The sequence below is a fragment of the Paenibacillus humicus NBRC 102415 genome (assembly GCF_004000905.1).
Taxonomy (GTDB): domain Bacteria; phylum Bacillota; class Bacilli; order Paenibacillales; family Paenibacillaceae; genus Paenibacillus_O; species Paenibacillus_O humicus.
The window spans coordinates 41,429-56,815 of record NZ_BIMD01000018.1; the positions used below are offsets into that span (position 1 = coordinate 41,429).

Genomic DNA, 15,387 nt, shown 5'->3' on the forward strand with positions numbered 1-15,387 from the left:
ATGATTTCTCGGGGTCTATGAATGGATCGGGTTATTCGGGACGGGTTCCCGGCTGGAACAGCTCCAGCAGCTCTCCGTCGGGACCGTAGAAGAAGAAGTACCGGGCTCCGTTCGGAAGCGTCGTCAGCTCGGTGTCCCTCAGCGGAATGCCCATGCGCTTGATGCGGGCGAATTCGCCCTCCACGTCATCGACGGTGAACGCGATGTGGTGGGTTTTGCCTTCAGCCGGAAGGCTGTCGTCATACCCCTCGATGAGCTCCAGCTCCGTTTCCTCCGAGCCGGGAAATCTCAGGAATGCCAGGCGGATCTTGCCGTCGGAGTGGGGAAGAGTGTACGTATGCTCCATGCCAAGCACCTGCTTGTAGAAGTCGATCGATGCTTCGAGCGATGCGGTCATGACGCCGACATGCTCCAATTTGCGGATTGCCATCTTGTTCATCTGCCTCCTTAAGTTAGTTGCCGTTTCTCGATGCCGAGCGCATAAGGCGCCGAGCGCTTCTGCGCCATCCGGTACAGGACGGTCTGCGCGCGGCCGGACGGAAGAGCGGATGCCCAGGCCAGGACGGCATCGGCTTCCGCCTCGCCGCCGGGATGGCCGGGGTACAGCACGCAGGCGAGAACGCCTCCCGGACGAAGCAGTTCCATCGCCGCCTCCATGGCGGCAAGGGTGGAAGCGGGCTGCGTCACGATGCTGCGGTCGGAGCCCTCGCCGGGCAGGTAGCCGAGATTGAACAGAACGGCGGCGATCCGGCCGCGGTCCCCATCCGGCACCGCCATGCCCATCTCGGCATGGCTGCGCAGATACAGGCTGACCGCCGGCAGCTTGCCGCTGTCGCCCAGCGGAGCGAGCCGCTCCTCGGTCCGGCGGATGGCATCACCCTGGACATCAAATCCGATGAGCTTGCCGCGAGGTCCGACCAGCTCCGCCAGGAAGCGGGCATCCGCTCCGCCGCCGAGCGTCGCGTCGATGACGGCGTCGCCAGGCTGCACTCTTTCCCTAACCCAGCCGTGGGCCGCGCCGATGACGGACAGGAAGCCCATCAGCTATTCGCCTCTTCGGGAAGCTGCGCGGAGAGAGCCGGCGCCGTGCAGGGCTCCGCGGCATCCGCGGCGGCTTGCATCAGCTTCGCATAACGCGCCGAATTCATCTTGCGGGCCGGCTTCGTGAGCGCGGGACCCGCCGCTGCGGCCGCCACGAGCGGCACCGCCGCTTCCGGCTGCCAAAGACGGCCCTGCCAGGTGTCCCGGCGCTTCAGCTCGTCGTCGAAGGCGTTCAGCACCTCCCATTTCTTGAGGCTCCAGGTCGGCCCGATCAGCAGGTCGCGCGGAGCGTCTCCGGTCAGCCGGTGAACGATCATCTCCGGGGGGAGGAATTCCAGCGTGTCGACGACAAGATTGACGTACTCGTCCATCTCCAGAAACCGGAGGAGGCCGGCCTCGTACTGCTTCACCATCGGCGTCTTGCGCATCAGGTGAAGAAGATGGATCTTGATTCCCTGCACGTCCATGGCGGCGACCGCGCGTCCGGTGGCGAGCATCATTTCATGGGTTTCCTGCGGAAGCCCGTAGATAATATGGGCGCATACACGGATTCCGCGCGCCCGCAGCCTCGCCACCGCATCGAGGTAGCAGGCCGTGTCGTGGGCGCGGTTGATAAGGTCTGAAGTCGATTCGTGAATCGTCTGCAGCCCCATCTCGACCCACAGATAGGTGCGGTCGTTCAGCTCGGCGAGGTAATCGACGACGTCATCCGGCAGGCAGTCCGGCCGGGTTGCGATCGACAGTCCGACGACGCCGGGCTGGGCGAGAATCGTCTCGTAATAGTCCCGCAGCTCCTCGACAGGCGCGTACGTGTTCGTATAGGCCTGGAAGTAGCCGATATAGCGGGCGTCCGGCCATTTCTTGTGCTGGCGGTCCCGGATGGCGGCGAACTGCACCTCCAGATCGTCGCGCCGCTTGCCCGCGAAGTCGCCCGAGCCCCGCGCGCTGCAGAACGTGCAGCCGCCGGTGGCGATCGTGCCGTCGCGGTTCGGGCAAGTGAAGCCGGCATCGAGCATGACCTTGAAGATCTTGCCGCCAAAATGGTCTCTCATCTCGTAGTTCCATGTATGGAACCGCTTGTCTCCCCATACCATCGGGGAAGGGGACAGCGGCGTTGAATGCAGTGGATCCATGCTTGCTCCTTCCTTGCTGTGCGCCGGAATCAGGCGGCTGAACAACACCGCCTTGCGCATACGTTCTATTTTAGATGAAATCTCTCGTGAAAGCCATGGTCCGGAAGTAATCCGGGCGCAAGGAAGAAGCTGGCAGAAAAGATTTTGAAAGCGGTTAATTTAGGCTTGCAATACCTTACATGATGTGTTAAATTGAAAAGGAAAGAAGCCAGTTAAATCAAGGGTTTTTCAGCTCTCCAATCCTACTTTAGCCCTGGTTTTCATAAGCGTCGGCCAATTAGGGAACGCTGTAAAAAAATCCATGAGGTGATGGAAATGAGCACAGTCAAAATTCCCCACGGGGACGAGAAGGTCACGGTTGAGCTGACGGTCAAGGAACTGATGGCGCTGGCGGGGATCCGGTTCCACGGAGACCGCAGGCTCGGAATCGACGCGCGCAGGAAGCTGAATTCCGTTTTGTCCGAGACGTACGAGCTGGAGCAGCCGATTCCGTACCAATTGCTTAATTAAGCCGGCTTGCCCGGCAGATCGCAGAGCGGCACCAAGCCGGGTTTCCGGCACGGGAGCCGCTTTTATTTTTTGGAGCAGCCGCCTTTACAACGCTCTCCGGATTCGGCACAATAAGATAGTTCATAGAAGAGACAGTGGAGGATGGCATAGATCAATGCGTTTACGTGGAAGAAAAGGAATCCGGGAGGAGCTTGAGGCGCTCCCGCAGCTGGTCGTGCTGGACGCGTCCGGCCTCAAGGGCAAGTGGAATGAGTTTTTCGGCAACGACAAGCCGATCCATATCGAGCTGGGAATGGGCAAGGGACGCTTCATCAGCCGGCACAGCGTGCTGAATCCCGAGGTCAACTATATCGGCGTCGACATGTATGACGAGCTGATCCGCAGAGCGGCGGAGAAGGCTCTGGAGGCACGCGCCGAAGCGGGACAAGAAGGCTATCCGCCGAACCTGGCCCTGCTCCGGGCGAACATCGAGGGAATCGGCGAGATGTTCGCGCCCGGCGAAATCGAGCGGATCTATCTGAATTTCAGCGATCCCTGGCCGAAAGCGAAGCATGCGCGCCGCCGCCTCACGCATCCGCGCTTCCTGGAGCAATACTCAAGCATTCTCAACGAGTATGGGGAAATCCATCAGAAGACCGACTCGCGCCTTCTGTTCGAATTCTCGCTCAACAGCTATGCGGAGACCGAGCTGCAGCTGCGGAACATCTCCCTGGATCTCCACCGCGACGAGGTCCGCGAAGACCTTGTTCTGACGGAGTACGAGGGCAAGTTCATCAAGCAGGGAATGCCGATCCACCGCTGCGAGGCCGTCGTCGGGGCCAAGGCGCTGGCCGCCTACCGCGAGGAGAAGCAAGCGAGGCGCAGCCGCGAAGCCGCCAAGGAACGCGAGGATGCCGAGAAAGCAAGGCAGAAGGCCGGCGTTCCGCTCGGAACCGGCAGCGAATAGCGGTATCGGTCAGGGCCGCAGGCCCTGACTCAGGAGAAAAGGCTGTCCCTCCGGAATGCGTTCCGGAGGGACAGCCTTTGTTCGTCTGATCCGGCGCTCAGATGGAGCTGCCTATGAATACGACCGCCAGCATAGCGGTGAACGTGCCGAGCAGCGCGCCCGCCCCGACATCCGACGGATAATGGAGCCCGAGATACATTCTCGACCAGCCGACCGAGCAGGCGATGGCAAGGCCGGCGAACAGGGCAAGCGGGAACGCGGCTCCCGACGCTGCGGCATACAGCAAAGGGACCGTCCAGGCGAATATGGCTGTCGTATGTCCCGAAGGGAAGGATGAATCCTCCAGAGGGCTCTTGCCGGTACGGACCCCCTCGAGCGCCTGGTAAGGCCGCAGCCTCTTCATCGTGCGCTTGACGAGCGCGACGGGCAGATGGCTCGCGATGACGGCGATCAGGCTCTGAACGCCGGCGAGCCTCCAAGAGCCCGAGCCCAGCAGAACGAGCAGGGCGGAGGAGGCCAGCGTGAACGTGGCTCCGCCCATATGGGTGACGGTCGACAGCCAGCGGCCGGTAACCGCACGCAGCCTGGCATCGGCAGGTCCGCGGTTGAGCCACAACAGCAGCCGCCGCTCCTTGGTCCGGAGCCATCCGATAATTTCGCCCATGCATTCGTCCTCCCCGAAAATGGCGTTATCCTATGATAACCTACACCGACGCAAATGGAACAACCTCTGGCGTTATTTATCCTTTGCCTGGACTTATTTTATCCTTCGATTGTTAGAAGAGGATTAAGAATTATTAATGGAAGACGCTTTTGTGTCCCGGAAAAGGTTTTATTCTATTGTCGGGATGGTAATGATGGAGGAAGGTCCGGGCCGCGTGGGACTTGGGATCCCCGTTGTTCACAGCTTCGACAAGACCTGCTGTCGCTTGTCCGGAACTTTTCCCGCATGACAGTCGTAGTTAAGGACGAAAGCATCAAAACGCCAGCAAATGCACGAGAACGGCGGTTAAGGCACGCAAATAAGGGTATCCTACCCGTTAGCGGCTGATGCAAGCGTTTTTCTTGTTTGTTTGGGGCGTTAGGAACGTTTTTCTGCTTTTGACAAAGAGCGGGGAACCGTGGAAAATCAGAATGGTCATTTTACAAAAAGCTGACACAGACAGAGACACATTACAAAAAGCAGACACAGACAAAAAAACGACAAAGAGAAAATGAGCCCGAACGTACAGAGAGAATATTAAAATTGGGGTCTCAAGGGGGCAACACTCGCATGATCGCTAATTCCGTTATGATCGCTTTGCAGATTTTCCTTGCTTTTATCGGGGTGTACCAGTTCGTTCTGGCGCTGTTCGGCATCCGCAGGAAAAAGAACCGCGTCCAGCACAAGCCGCAAAAATCGTTTGCCGTCCTGGTTGCCGCGCACAACGAAGAGAAAGTCGTCGGCGCATTGATCGAGAACTTGAAAAACCTGGATTACCCGAAAGAGCTTTACGATGTGTTCGTCATCTGCGACAACTGCACGGACGGCACGGCGGACATCGCCCGGAGCATGGGCGTCCATGCCTGCGAGCGCCGCAACAATCAGCTGAAGGGCAAAGGCTACGCCATCGAGTGGATGCTCAAGGAACTGTGGGCAATGCCGCGCCAGTATGATGCTGTCGTCATGTTCGATGCCGACAACCTCGTCAAAACGGATTTCCTGACCCATATGAACAACGATCTCGTCGAAGGCCATCAGGTCATCCAGGGCTATCTCGATACGAAAAACCCCGATGACTCCTGGGTTACAGCCTCGTACGGCATCACGTATTGGTATTGCAACCGCCTCTGGCAGCTGTCCCGTAAAAATCTCGGCATGGCCAACTTCCTCGGCGGCACGGGCATGACGTTCGACACCGCGCTGCTCAAAGAAATGGGATGGGGCGCCACCAGCCTCGTCGAGGACCTTGAGTTCTCCATGCGCTGCGTTCAGCGGGGCGTCCATCCGGTGCTCAACTACGACGCCAAGGTTTACGACGAAAAGCCGGTCAGCTTCAAGGCTTCGGCCCGCCAGCGTCTCCGCTGGATGCAAGGGCACTTCACGGTTGCCCGCCATTATTTCTTCCCGCTGCTCTGGGCAAGCATCAAGGAACGCAATTTCGTCAAGTTCGATGCGGCGCTCTATTCGATCTCTGCCTACACGACGTTCCTTGGCTTCGTCGGCACGGCGCTGATCTGGATCGACAACATCATTCCGGCCGACAACATCTTTACTTCCATTTACGCGTACCTGCCTGTCTGGGCGGCTGGAGCCGCATTCCTCGCGGCTGCGCTGATGTTCCCGCTCGTCATGGCTCTGGAAGGCATCAAGTCCGGCAAGATGTATGCCCATCTCGTCTCCATGATCTTCTTCCAGCTGAGCTGGCTGCCGATCACGTTCTATGCGTTCTTCACGCAGAACAACAAGCAGTGGAGCCATACGCAGCATACGCGCGTCATCCGTCTGGAGGAAGTGCAGAGCAAGCAGGCTTCCTGATTGTTCGGTGCTGGCCTTTATGCAATCTGGAATGGTGGTTGACATGCCTTGCAGGGCATGATATAGTAGTCAAAGTTGTTTTCCAATATCTTTCGCATAAGCAGAAGCACCCGCTTCTCACCTGACCGATAGTTGTCGGCTGGTCGGCGATACCTGTAGCCGGATGGCTCTCCTTGCGAGAGGCGCATCCGCCCATACGGAGTGTCAAGCGGGTCCGATCTGTCGGATCCGCTTTTTATTATGGTTGAAGGCATCATTGGAACCAATCCCATTCGGAGGTGGACGATTATTAGCAGAGATCATCAAATTAATGACGATATCCGGGCACGTGAAGTACGCCTGGTCGGTCCCGAGAGCGAGCAGCTCGGCATCAAGCCGCTCCGCGAAGCCCTGCAGATGGCCATCGACGCCAACATGGACCTCGTCAACGTAGCCCCGCAGGCCAAGCCTCCGGTATGCCGGATCATGGACTATGGCAAGTTCCGTTACGAGCAGCAGAAGAAGGACAAGGAAGCCCGCAAAAACCAGAAGACGGTTGATCTGAAGGAAGTGTGGTTCCGCTCCAACATCGACGAGCACGATTATCAGACCAAGCTTCGCAACGTCATCAAGTTCCTCGGCGAAGGCGACAAGGTCAAAGCCTCGGTCCGCTTCCGCGGCCGCGAGATCGCGCATGCCGATGTCGGTCAGCGCATCCTGGAGCGTCTGCTCAAGGAAGTCAACGACATCGTCAACGTCGAACGTGTGCCGAAACTGGAAGGACGCAGCATGATCATGATTTTGGCACCTAAGAACACCAACTAAGCTAGATTAATTCAAGGAGGATATCGACATGCCAAAGATGAAGACTCATAGCAGTCTGAAAGACCGCTTCAAAATTACGGGAACTGGCAAAGTTAAACGCTACAAAGCTTACCGTAATCACCTTCTCTCCCACAAATCCGGCCGTGCGAAGCGCGTTCTGGCTACCCAGCCGAACATGGCGGCGGGCGACATTCGTCGTCTGGCTCAAGGCCTCGCTCAACTGAAATAGTCCATTTTTACCGGTTTATTGATATTAGAACTTACAGGAGGGTATCATCATGGCAAGAGTAAAAGGCGGATTCGTTCGCGCCCGTCGCCGCAAACGGATTCTGAAGCTCGCAAAAGGTTACTTCGGTTCCAAGCACCGTCTATTTAAAACAGCAAAGGAGCAGGTAGGCAAATCCCTGCTTTACGCTTACCGCGATCGTCGCCAAGTAAAACGCGACTTCCGCAAGCTGTGGATCGTGCGCATCAACGCTGCTGCGCGTCTTAACGGCCTTTCCTACAGCAAATTCATGTTCGGCCTGAAGCAAGCCGGCGTCGAAGTGAACCGCAAGGTTCTTGCCGACCTGGCCGTGAACGACATCGGTTCGTTCAACAGCCTGGCTGACGTTGCCAAGCAAAAGCTGAACGCTTAATATAAAGAGCCGGTTGTCCGGGATGCGAATCCCCGGGCAGCCGGCTCTTTTTTTGTTTCCTCCTCTGCTGGTATCCACTCGTTTCGACCTGCGCTGCGGCGAAGAAAGGCGAAGCCGGCGCATAGCCGGCAGCAGGCCGTTCCACGAATTTGCCCGGGGCATAGACATCTGTACAGGCGTCGGGCTCCTTTCCTGAATAAGCTGAAAGGAACGGGAAAGGAGGAATAGCGTTGTCTGCGATTTCCAAGGAACAAGTACGCGCCCTGGTGGGCAAAGAAGTATATGTCATGCGCAAGGACGGAACCGTCGCCAGCGGAAAGCTGGAAAAATTCGCGAATGACCGGTTGTATATCCGCCCCGTAGAGTCTGGACAGAAGGCGGGTACGAGAGCATTCATTCTCCCTCTCGTCCTGTTCGACCTGCTCGCGATCGGAACCATTCCCTTCTTTGCGGGGGGAGGGTTCGGAGGCGGATTCGGTCCCGGTCCGTACGGTCCGTACGGTCCCGGCGGTCCCGGCGGTCCCGGCCCTTACGGTCCGTACGGCCCCGGCCCTGGCGGCCCCGGTCCGTACGGCCCCGGATGCTGCCCGCCATACGGCGGCGGCAAAGGATTCTACTAAGCGCTGTGCTGCCTCGCCCGCCGGTGCAAGGACTATAGCGGCTTGAGCAGCTCGGTCACCTTGTAGCTCTCATGATGGCGCACCGGTTCGTACCCTATGCGTTCGTAGAACCGGCGCGCCTTATCATTGGCGTCGTCCACGAAGAGGAGGGCGAGGACACAGCCCTCGGCAGCTCCCGCGGCTTCGGCTTGCTTCATCAGACTGCCGCCGACTCCGGCATTCCGGCAGTCGCGATGGACAGCCAGCATGTCGATATGGAGAATGCCCTGTAGGAACTGGTAGTGGACGAATCCCGCAGGCTCGCCTTTTTTGCCTGCGATGGCGACGATCGTCCTCCCATCGCGGAATCGTCCGGGCAAGGAACGGATGACGGTCGGATCATCGGTCTCGGTGCTGTAGGACAAGGGCAGCAATTCCGTGCGGATCAGGCGGACAAGCCCATCGAGATCTTTGCGCTCGTTCATCGGGCGGTAGTGGATGGAGGTTTTCACGCAAGCCGTCTTCCCTTCTGGCTGGACGAGGCTGGATGGCGCGGGCGATCGAAACCCGGCTTCCGCAACCTTATTCTATGCAGCGGCCCCCGAGGTTGCGAAACAGCAGCTTGAGGAGCCTTGTACATAACTTTTCTCGTTTGTGCATACACTTGGTATTGACGGATGGTAATGACAGACCTATAATAAGTCTCAAGCTTATACCCAATCGGCTATGATGAGGACGAAGTGTTAAGGGCCCTACTGTACAGAGAGCGACGGATCCCGCTGCAACCGCCGCCAGCATCCCTTTCCAACGAGCTCACCTCGGAGCTGTTTTCCTGAAAAGACACTGGTCTTAGTAGGGAGAATCGCATGGCATGCGTTAAAATGCCGAAGTAGAATGATCAGGCGTGCACGCCCTTTTCTACTTCATGAGGCTCCGCATTGCGAAATGCGGCAGCAAACCTGGGTGGTACCACGGAAGATACAGTCTTTCGTCCCTATGCTTCGGCATAGCGGGCGAAAGACTTTTTTGTTTTCCGCGCTGCGTTCACCGTGTAAGCGGGCGGCGCAACGCAACGCTTGCGTCATTGGACTTGAAAGGAGACGAAGGCGGACCGTCGACACCGCCGCCGTCATTCACGAAGGGAGGAACACATGATGGTTATGCAGGGCGAGGCTCTGAAATCCAAGGAAGAAATCATGGAAAAAATGAGGAAGCCGGAAGTGATCAGCGGCTCCGAAATTCTTCTCCGCAGCCTGGTGCTCGAAGGCGTGGAATGTGTATTCGGTTATCCCGGCGGCGCGGTATTGTATATCTACGACGCCATGCACGGGTTCTCGGATTTCCACCATGTGCTCACTCGGCACGAGCAGGGAGCGATCCATGCGGCCGACGGTTATGCGAGGGCATCCGGCAAGGTCGGGGTGTGCATCGCCACTTCGGGACCGGGGGCGACGAACCTCGTCACCGGAATCGCGACAGCTTACATGGACAGCGTGCCGCTCGTCGTCATCACGGGCAACGTAGCGACCAATCTCATCGGCACGGACGCTTTCCAGGAAGCGGACATTACGGGAATCACCATGCCGATCACGAAGCACAGCTTCCTGGTGCGGACGGCCGAAGAGCTGCCGCGTGTCATTCACGAAGCGTTCCACATCGCGAACACGGGCCGGAAAGGACCGGTGCTGATCGATATTCCGAAGGATGTATCGGCCGCGATGACCATGTTCGAGCCGGTGAGCGGCGAAGTCAGCCTGAGAGGCTATAACCCCAATACGACGCCTCGCAAGCCTCAGCTCGACAAGCTGGCGAAGGCGATCGGCGAAGCGGAGCGTCCGCTCATCCTGGCAGGCGGAGGAGTGGTTTACTCCGGAGGGCATGAAGAGCTGCTGGAATTCGTCACGAAGACCGGCATCCCGGTCACGACGACGCTTCTTGGCCTCGGCGGATTCCCGAGCGGCAACGACCTGTGGGTCGGCATGCCGGGCATGCACGGAGCCTATGCTTCAAACAAGGCTATTCAGGAGAGCGACCTGCTGATCAATATCGGCGCGCGCTTCGATGACCGGGTGACGATGAAGCTGGACGGCTTTGCGCCGAAGGCCAAAATCGTCCACATCGATATCGACCCGGCCGAAATCGGCAAAAACGTGCCGACCGACATTCCGATTGTCGGCGATGTGAAAATCACGCTTGGCCTGCTCAACGAAGAAGTCGGCTATGCCGCCAAAGCGGATGCATGGAGAGCCCAGATCCAGGCTTGGAAAACGGAGCAGCCGCTCCGCTACCAGGATTCCGACACCGAGCTCAAGCCGCAATGGGTCATCAGCATGATCCACGATACGACGAACGGCGACGCAATCGTGACGACCGACGTCGGCCAGCATCAAATGTGGGCAGCCCAGTACTATCGTTTCAACAAGCCTCGTTCCTGGGTCACCTCGGGAGGTCTCGGCACGATGGGCTTCGGATTCCCTTCCGCGATCGGCGCCCAGATGGCCAATCCCGAACGTGTCGTCGTCAGCATCAACGGAGACGGCGGCATGCAGATGTGCGCGCAGGAGCTCGCGATCTGCGCCATCAACAACATTCCGGTCAAGGTCGCCATCATCAACAATCAGGTGCTTGGAATGGTCCGCCAGTGGCAAGAAATTCTCTACGACAACCGGTACAGCCATATCGACCTCGCCGGCAGCCCGGACTTCGTCAAGCTGGCCGATGCATACGGAGTCAAAGGCTTCAGGGCTTCCAACAAGGAAGAAGCCGAGGCGGCGTGGAAAGAAGCGCTCGCGCATCCCGGTCCTGCAGTCGTGGAATTCGTTGTCCGCAAGCATGAGAATGTATTCCCGATGGTAACCCAGGGCAACACCATTGACGTCATGCTCATGGGGGATGAACAATGAACCGCAAATACACGATCGCCGTACTCGTCAACAACCAGCCTGGAGTGCTGCAGCGCGTATCCGGATTGTTCGGACGCCGCGGCTTCAATATCGAAAGCATCACGGTAGGCGCCAGCGAAGAGGCCGGACTGTCACGCATGGTCATCGTCACCGGCGGAGACGACAAGCTCCTCGAGCAGGTATCCAAGCAGCTCTATAAGCTGATCGACGTCATCAAGGTCGTCGATGTGAGCGCCAATCCGATGGTGGAGCGGGAGCTGGCCTTGATCAAGGTCACCGCCGAGCCGTCCGCGAGACCGGAAATTCTCGGAGTGGTCGAGACATTCCGCGCTGCCGTCGTCGATATCGGACCGAGCACTCTCATCGTTCAAGCCGTCGGAGGACCCGACAAGATCGACGCGATGATCGAGCTGCTGCGCCCTTACGGCATCCGCGAGCTCAGCCGCACCGGCGTAACCGCGATGAATCGCGGAGCTGTCCGATCCTAGTTTGAATTTTTTGATAAGTTCGACAACGCGCCTATAATGCTATAACTTCTACCTATAAAGCCGACTTTGAGCGGGAGTTTAGGGAGATCGACGACAAAGCAAGTTCTGGCTTCTGCAGCAGCGAGAACCTGAGACAAAGCATGAACTAGCTTTAGCAAAAGCCAGCTTTAATGCGTCATCTCTTTAAACACCCGCTCAAAGGGGTTTCAATCCAAAGGAGGCATCATCTCATCATGGCAGTTAAATTATTCTACGAAAACGACGCGGACCTCAGTGTTCTGCAAGGAAAAACGGTAGCAGTAATCGGATACGGCAGCCAAGGACACGCTCAGGCGCAGAACCTGCGCGACAGCGGCGTCAAGGTCGTCATCGGCCTGCGCGAAGGCAAGTCCGCCGACAAAGCCCGCAATGACGGCTTCGAAGTCGTATCCGTGGCCGACGCGACCCGCAAGGCGGACGTTGTCCAAATTCTGATGCCGGACGAAACGCAAGCCCAGGTATACAACGACGAGATCGCTCCCAACCTCAAAAAAGGCGCGGCTCTCATGTTCTCCCACGGCTTCAACGTCCACTTCGGCCAAATCGTGCCGAGCAAGGACACCGACGTACTGCTCGTCGCTCCTAAATCCCCGGGCCACATGGTCCGCCGGACGTACGTGGAAGGCTTCGGCGTTCCTGGACTCATCGCGGTCGAGCAGGACGCTACGGGCAACGCTCAAGCAATCGGCCTTGCTTACGCGAAGGGCATCGGCTGCACGCGCGCCGGAGTATTCGAGACTTCCTTCCGCGAAGAGACCGAGACCGACCTGTTCGGCGAGCAAGCCGTTCTCTGCGGCGGTACTTCCGCCCTGGTCAAAGCCGGATTCGAAACGCTCGTTGAAGCCGGCTACGCTCCGGAGATGGCTTACTTCGAGTGTCTCCACGAGCTGAAGCTGATCGTCGACCTGATGTATGAAGGCGGCCTTGCGTCCATGCGCGATTCCATCTCCAACACGGCCGAATACGGCGACTATGTCACCGGTCCCCGCATCGTGACCGACGAAACGAAAAAAGCGATGAAGGAAGTTCTTTCCGACATCCAGCAGGGCAAATTCGCACGCGACTTCATCCTTGAGAACAAATCCGGCCGCGCGATGCTTACGGCTACCCGCCGCAACGAGTCGGAGCATGCGATCGAGAAGACAGGCGCGCAGCTTCGCGAGCTGATGCACTGGATCAAGAAGTAAGGAACAAGCATCAGAAGCGCCCCGCAGGCGCATCCATAGAAGCGGACTTGTCCGCTTCCCACAGGCCGCGCGCTTCTTCCCCAAGGAAAGAGGCGCGTTCGCCGCTTCAATGGATTAAATCCGCATATACTCAAGAAACGGAGGTGCCGGCGTGCGCAAAATCTATATTTTCGATACGACGCTTCGCGATGGCGAGCAGTCGCCCGGAGTCAACCTGAATACCAAGGAAAAGGTGGAAATCGCCCTTCAGCTCGAAAAGCTGGGCGTGGACCGCATCGAGGCAGGTTTTCCGGCCGCGTCGCCAGGGGATCTGGCCGCCGTGCAGGCCGTGGCCGCAGCAGTCAAGCAGGCAACGGTCATCGGCCTTGCCCGCGCGGTGGAAAAGGATATCGACGCGGCCTGGGAAGCTCTCAAGGACGCGGCCGACCCTTGCATCCATATTTTTCTCGCGACCTCGCCGATCCACCGCAAGCACAAGCTGAAGATGGAGAAGGAGCAGGTGCTGGCGGCGGCGGACAAAGCGATCCGCTACGCGAAGCAGCGCTTCGCCAAGATTGAATTCTCGCCGGAGGATGCGGGCCGCACGGAGCTGGATTTCCTGTGCGAAGTGACCGAGATGGCGATCAAGGCGGGCGCTACCGTCGTGAACATCCCCGATACGGTCGGGTATATGACTCCGGCCGAGTTCGGCCATATCTTCAAGACGCTGAAGGAAACCGTACCCGGCATCGACGGCATCCAGCTCAGCGCCCACTGCCATGACGATCTCGGCATGGCGACGGCGAACGCTCTGGCTGCCATCCTCAACGGAGCCGACCAGATCGAGGGCACAATCAATGGCATCGGCGAGCGCGCCGGCAACACGGCGATTGAAGAGGTCGCGCTGGCGCTGGAGACGAGAGCGGCGCTGTACGGCGCCAAGACCGGGCTTCATCTCAAGGAAATCGCGCGTACCAGCCGTCTGGTCAGCAAGCTGACCGGCATGGTCGTGCCGGGCAACAAGGCGATCGTCGGGGCGAACGCTTTTGCGCATGAGTCGGGCATCCATCAGGACGGCATGCTGAAGGAGAAGACGACGTACGAGATTATTTCTCCCGATACGATCGGCGTGAAGGAATCGAAGCTCGTCATGGGCAAGCACTCCGGCCGCCATGCGTTCCGGGAGAAGCTGATCGATCTCGGCTACGAGCTGGAGGACGAAGCCTTGAATGCGGCCTTCGCCAAGTTCAAGGATCTCGCCGACCGCAAGAAGAACGTGACGGACGACGATCTGCTGGCGATGCTGGAGGAGAAGCTGGTCGACACGCCGGAAATCTATGCCCTGGAGACGGTGGAGGTCCATTACGGCAACCGCTCTACGCCGAAGGGCACGGTCTCGATCAAGGTCGAGGGGCAGGGCGTGCAGACGCGCACGGCGGAGGGCAACGGCTCTGTCGACGCGCTGTTCAACGCGATCGACCTCGTGACCGGAGAAGCGGTCGAGCTGGAGGACTACTCCATCAAGTCGGTTACCCATGGCAAGGACGCGCTCGGCGAGGTCCATGTCGTGCTGCTGCAGGATGGCGTGTCGGCGCAAGGCCGCGGAGTAAGCACGGACATTCTTGAAGCGAGCGCGCGCGCCTACGCGGATGCGCTCAACCGCCTTATCGAGAAGCGCAAGGCGCCGGGCCGCCGCGACCGGATGAGCCTGATCTGACGTTTGCTGAACGGTATGAAGGCCAAAAGCGCCTGCCCATCGGGGCAGGCGCTTTTTTTGCGCGTGGCTTCAGAAGCTTATGAAATCGAGCTGTCAGCTGCTTTTGAAAACAAGCTGCAAGCTCTTTTGAAAATAAGTCGTGAGCTGCTTGTAAAATTAGCGTCAGCTGCTTGGGTCCGCTTTCAGCTTCGCGTAAACGCACATATCCCGCCACTCGGTCCTGTCCGCCGACAGCTCGCTCTGCTGCAGGATGCCTTCGAGGCGGAAGCCGAGCTTCTCCGGAATCGCCCGGCTCCGCGCATTGAGTCTGTCGCAGCGGATTTCCAGGCGGCGTGCTTCCAGGTGGACGAAGGCGAAGCCGCATATGGCGGCTACCGCTTCGGTCACGTACCCATTGCCGGCGCGGCGGCTGTCCGCCCAGTACCCGATTTCGAATGCGCGGGCGTTCCAGTCGATATGATGAAGGCCGACGCATGCCGCCATCTGCCCGCTTTCTTTCTCCAAGGCGACAAAACGGAGCTTCTCCCGCTTGAGGAACCGTATCGCCGATTCCCGCGAATTCAGCTCGGCCTGCTCGACGCTATGGGGGGACTGAGCCCAGGACATCCAGGCTCTGAGCTCGTCGAGGGAGGCGTTGATCGTCTCGCTCATCATCGGGCCGTCTCCTTGCTGCGCCATCCTCATTACGAGGCGTTCCGTCTCGACGCTTGTCGGGAAATCAATCAGGATCGGGTTCATCGTTTCGACCGCCTTTTTTATAGCTGATTATACTTCCGATAGAGACAATTGGAAACAAATGCCGCTGACAAAAGGGGAAGGTCGGCGGCTGACGGTACCTATAGGTTATGCCTATCAAACCGATAGCTATCCTATCTTGGAGCCTTA

At 58.5% G+C, this 15,387-nt stretch carries 16 protein-coding genes and 1 pseudogene; 11 read left to right on the forward strand and 6 right to left on the reverse strand.

Features of this window, described 5'->3' with window-relative positions:
- Positions 1 to 31: 31 nt before the first annotated feature.
- The 3 genes and pseudogenes from PHU01S_RS12900 to mnmL form a co-directional block, all read right to left on the reverse strand.
- Positions 32 to 430, reverse strand: coding sequence for a VOC family protein (locus PHU01S_RS12900; RefSeq protein ID WP_048750048.1), 399 nt, complete (start codon positions 428 to 430; stop codon positions 32 to 34).
- Positions 431 to 447: 17 nt separating this feature from the next.
- Entirely contained in the window at positions 448 to 1,041 is a 594-nt protein-coding gene (gene mnmM / locus PHU01S_RS12905; RefSeq protein WP_127507907.1) for a tRNA 5-(aminomethyl)-2-thiouridylate-methyltransferase MnmM, read from the reverse strand.
- A gap of 176 nt (positions 1,042 to 1,217) precedes the next feature.
- Positions 1,218 to 2,174: pseudogene (mnmL, locus tag PHU01S_RS12910) on the reverse strand (tRNA modification radical SAM protein MnmL/YtqA); the annotation flags it as partial.
- Positions 2,175 to 2,489: 315 nt separating this feature from the next.
- On the opposite strand from mnmL, the gene PHU01S_RS12915 reads away from it, so the two are divergent.
- Positions 2,490 to 2,684, forward strand: coding sequence for a hypothetical protein (locus PHU01S_RS12915; RefSeq protein WP_048744705.1), 195 nt, complete (start codon positions 2,490 to 2,492; stop codon positions 2,682 to 2,684).
- A 154-nt stretch (positions 2,685 to 2,838) separates the two neighbouring features.
- Positions 2,839 to 3,630 (forward strand): tRNA (guanosine(46)-N7)-methyltransferase TrmB, encoded by a 792-nt coding sequence (gene trmB, locus PHU01S_RS12920; protein ID WP_048744707.1) that lies wholly within the window; start codon positions 2,839 to 2,841, stop codon positions 3,628 to 3,630.
- Positions 3,631 to 3,727: 97 nt separating this feature from the next.
- On the opposite strand, the gene PHU01S_RS12925 is transcribed toward trmB, so the two are convergent.
- Complete coding sequence (locus PHU01S_RS12925; RefSeq protein WP_049869363.1) at positions 3,728 to 4,294, reverse strand: phosphatase PAP2 family protein; 567 nt, start codon at positions 4,292 to 4,294, stop codon at positions 3,728 to 3,730.
- Positions 4,295 to 4,906: 612 nt separating this feature from the next.
- On the opposite strand from PHU01S_RS12925, the gene PHU01S_RS12930 reads away from it, so the two are divergent.
- From PHU01S_RS12930 to PHU01S_RS12950, 5 genes are all read left to right on the forward strand, one after another.
- Positions 4,907 to 6,148 carry a glycosyltransferase family 2 protein gene (locus tag PHU01S_RS12930; RefSeq protein ID WP_049869842.1) on the forward strand — a complete coding sequence of 414 codons (1,242 nt, stop codon included), beginning with the start codon at positions 4,907 to 4,909 and terminating at the stop codon, positions 6,146 to 6,148.
- 240 nt (positions 6,149 to 6,388) lie between these two features.
- Entirely contained in the window at positions 6,389 to 6,952 is a 564-nt protein-coding gene (infC, locus tag PHU01S_RS12935) for a translation initiation factor IF-3 (RefSeq protein ID WP_083436217.1), read from the forward strand.
- 28 nt (positions 6,953 to 6,980) lie between these two features.
- Positions 6,981 to 7,181, forward strand: a complete 201-nt coding sequence (rpmI, locus tag PHU01S_RS12940) for a 50S ribosomal protein L35 (RefSeq protein WP_021881591.1) — start codon at positions 6,981 to 6,983, stop codon at positions 7,179 to 7,181.
- A 49-nt stretch (positions 7,182 to 7,230) separates the two neighbouring features.
- On the forward strand, positions 7,231 to 7,590 hold the full coding sequence (rplT, locus tag PHU01S_RS12945) for a 50S ribosomal protein L20 (RefSeq protein ID WP_048744710.1): 360 nt from the start codon (positions 7,231 to 7,233) through the stop codon (positions 7,588 to 7,590).
- 230 nt (positions 7,591 to 7,820) lie between these two features.
- Positions 7,821 to 8,210, forward strand: a complete 390-nt coding sequence (locus PHU01S_RS12950) for a hypothetical protein (protein ID WP_176587493.1) — start codon at positions 7,821 to 7,823, stop codon at positions 8,208 to 8,210.
- Positions 8,211 to 8,242: 32 nt separating this feature from the next.
- Here PHU01S_RS12950 and PHU01S_RS12955 read toward each other — a convergent pair whose 3' ends face one another.
- On the reverse strand, positions 8,243 to 8,701 hold the full coding sequence (locus PHU01S_RS12955) for a GNAT family N-acetyltransferase (protein ID WP_127507909.1): 459 nt from the start codon (positions 8,699 to 8,701) through the stop codon (positions 8,243 to 8,245).
- 642 nt (positions 8,702 to 9,343) lie between these two features.
- Here PHU01S_RS12955 and ilvB point away from each other — a divergent pair.
- The 4 genes from ilvB (at position 9,344) to PHU01S_RS12975 (ending at position 14,502) form a co-directional block, all read left to right on the forward strand.
- On the forward strand, positions 9,344 to 11,092 hold the full coding sequence (gene ilvB / locus PHU01S_RS12960; protein WP_048744711.1) for a biosynthetic-type acetolactate synthase large subunit: 1,749 nt from the start codon (positions 9,344 to 9,346) through the stop codon (positions 11,090 to 11,092).
- Entirely contained in the window at positions 11,089 to 11,580 is a 492-nt protein-coding gene (ilvN, locus tag PHU01S_RS12965; RefSeq protein ID WP_049869364.1) for an acetolactate synthase small subunit, read from the forward strand. The genes ilvB and ilvN overlap by 4 nt, the downstream gene beginning before the upstream one ends.
- Positions 11,581 to 11,813: 233 nt before the next feature.
- Positions 11,814 to 12,806: a ketol-acid reductoisomerase gene (ilvC, locus tag PHU01S_RS12970; protein WP_048744713.1), complete on the forward strand. Its 993-nt coding sequence runs from the start codon at positions 11,814 to 11,816 to the stop codon at positions 12,804 to 12,806.
- Positions 12,807 to 12,957: 151 nt separating this feature from the next.
- Positions 12,958 to 14,502: a 2-isopropylmalate synthase gene (locus PHU01S_RS12975; protein WP_048744715.1), complete on the forward strand. Its 1,545-nt coding sequence runs from the start codon at positions 12,958 to 12,960 to the stop codon at positions 14,500 to 14,502.
- 162 nt (positions 14,503 to 14,664) lie between these two features.
- Here PHU01S_RS12975 and PHU01S_RS12980 read toward each other — a convergent pair whose 3' ends face one another.
- The gene (locus PHU01S_RS12980) at positions 14,665 to 15,240 is read right to left on the reverse strand and encodes a GNAT family N-acetyltransferase (protein WP_127507911.1); all 576 of its coding nucleotides are present in this window, start codon (positions 15,238 to 15,240) and stop codon (positions 14,665 to 14,667) included.
- Positions 15,241 to 15,387: the final 147 nt, after the last annotated feature.

Excerpts from the sequence above, each read along its gene's own strand:
- PHU01S_RS12900 (WP_048750048.1), bottom strand. The coding sequence starts at position 430 with ATGGCAATCCGCAAATTGGAGCATGTCGGCGTCATGACCGCATCGCTC.
- mnmM (WP_127507907.1), bottom strand. The coding sequence starts at position 1,041 with ATGGGCTTCCTGTCCGTCATCGGCGCGGCCCACGGCTGGGTTAGGGAA.
- PHU01S_RS12915 (WP_048744705.1), top strand. The coding sequence starts at position 2,490 with ATGAGCACAGTCAAAATTCCCCACGGGGACGAGAAGGTCACGGTTGAG.
- trmB (WP_048744707.1), top strand. The coding sequence starts at position 2,839 with ATGCGTTTACGTGGAAGAAAAGGAATCCGGGAGGAGCTTGAGGCGCTC.
- PHU01S_RS12925 (WP_049869363.1), bottom strand. The coding sequence starts at position 4,294 with ATGGGCGAAATTATCGGATGGCTCCGGACCAAGGAGCGGCGGCTGCTG.
- infC (WP_083436217.1), top strand. The coding sequence starts at position 6,389 with ATGGTTGAAGGCATCATTGGAACCAATCCCATTCGGAGGTGGACGATT.
- rpmI (WP_021881591.1), top strand. The coding sequence starts at position 6,981 with ATGCCAAAGATGAAGACTCATAGCAGTCTGAAAGACCGCTTCAAAATT.
- rplT (WP_048744710.1), top strand. The coding sequence starts at position 7,231 with ATGGCAAGAGTAAAAGGCGGATTCGTTCGCGCCCGTCGCCGCAAACGG.
- ilvB (WP_048744711.1), top strand. The coding sequence starts at position 9,344 with ATGGTTATGCAGGGCGAGGCTCTGAAATCCAAGGAAGAAATCATGGAA.
- ilvN (WP_049869364.1), top strand. The coding sequence starts at position 11,089 with ATGAACCGCAAATACACGATCGCCGTACTCGTCAACAACCAGCCTGGA.
- ilvC (WP_048744713.1), top strand. The coding sequence starts at position 11,814 with ATGGCAGTTAAATTATTCTACGAAAACGACGCGGACCTCAGTGTTCTG.
- PHU01S_RS12980 (WP_127507911.1), bottom strand. The coding sequence starts at position 15,240 with ATGAACCCGATCCTGATTGATTTCCCGACAAGCGTCGAGACGGAACGC.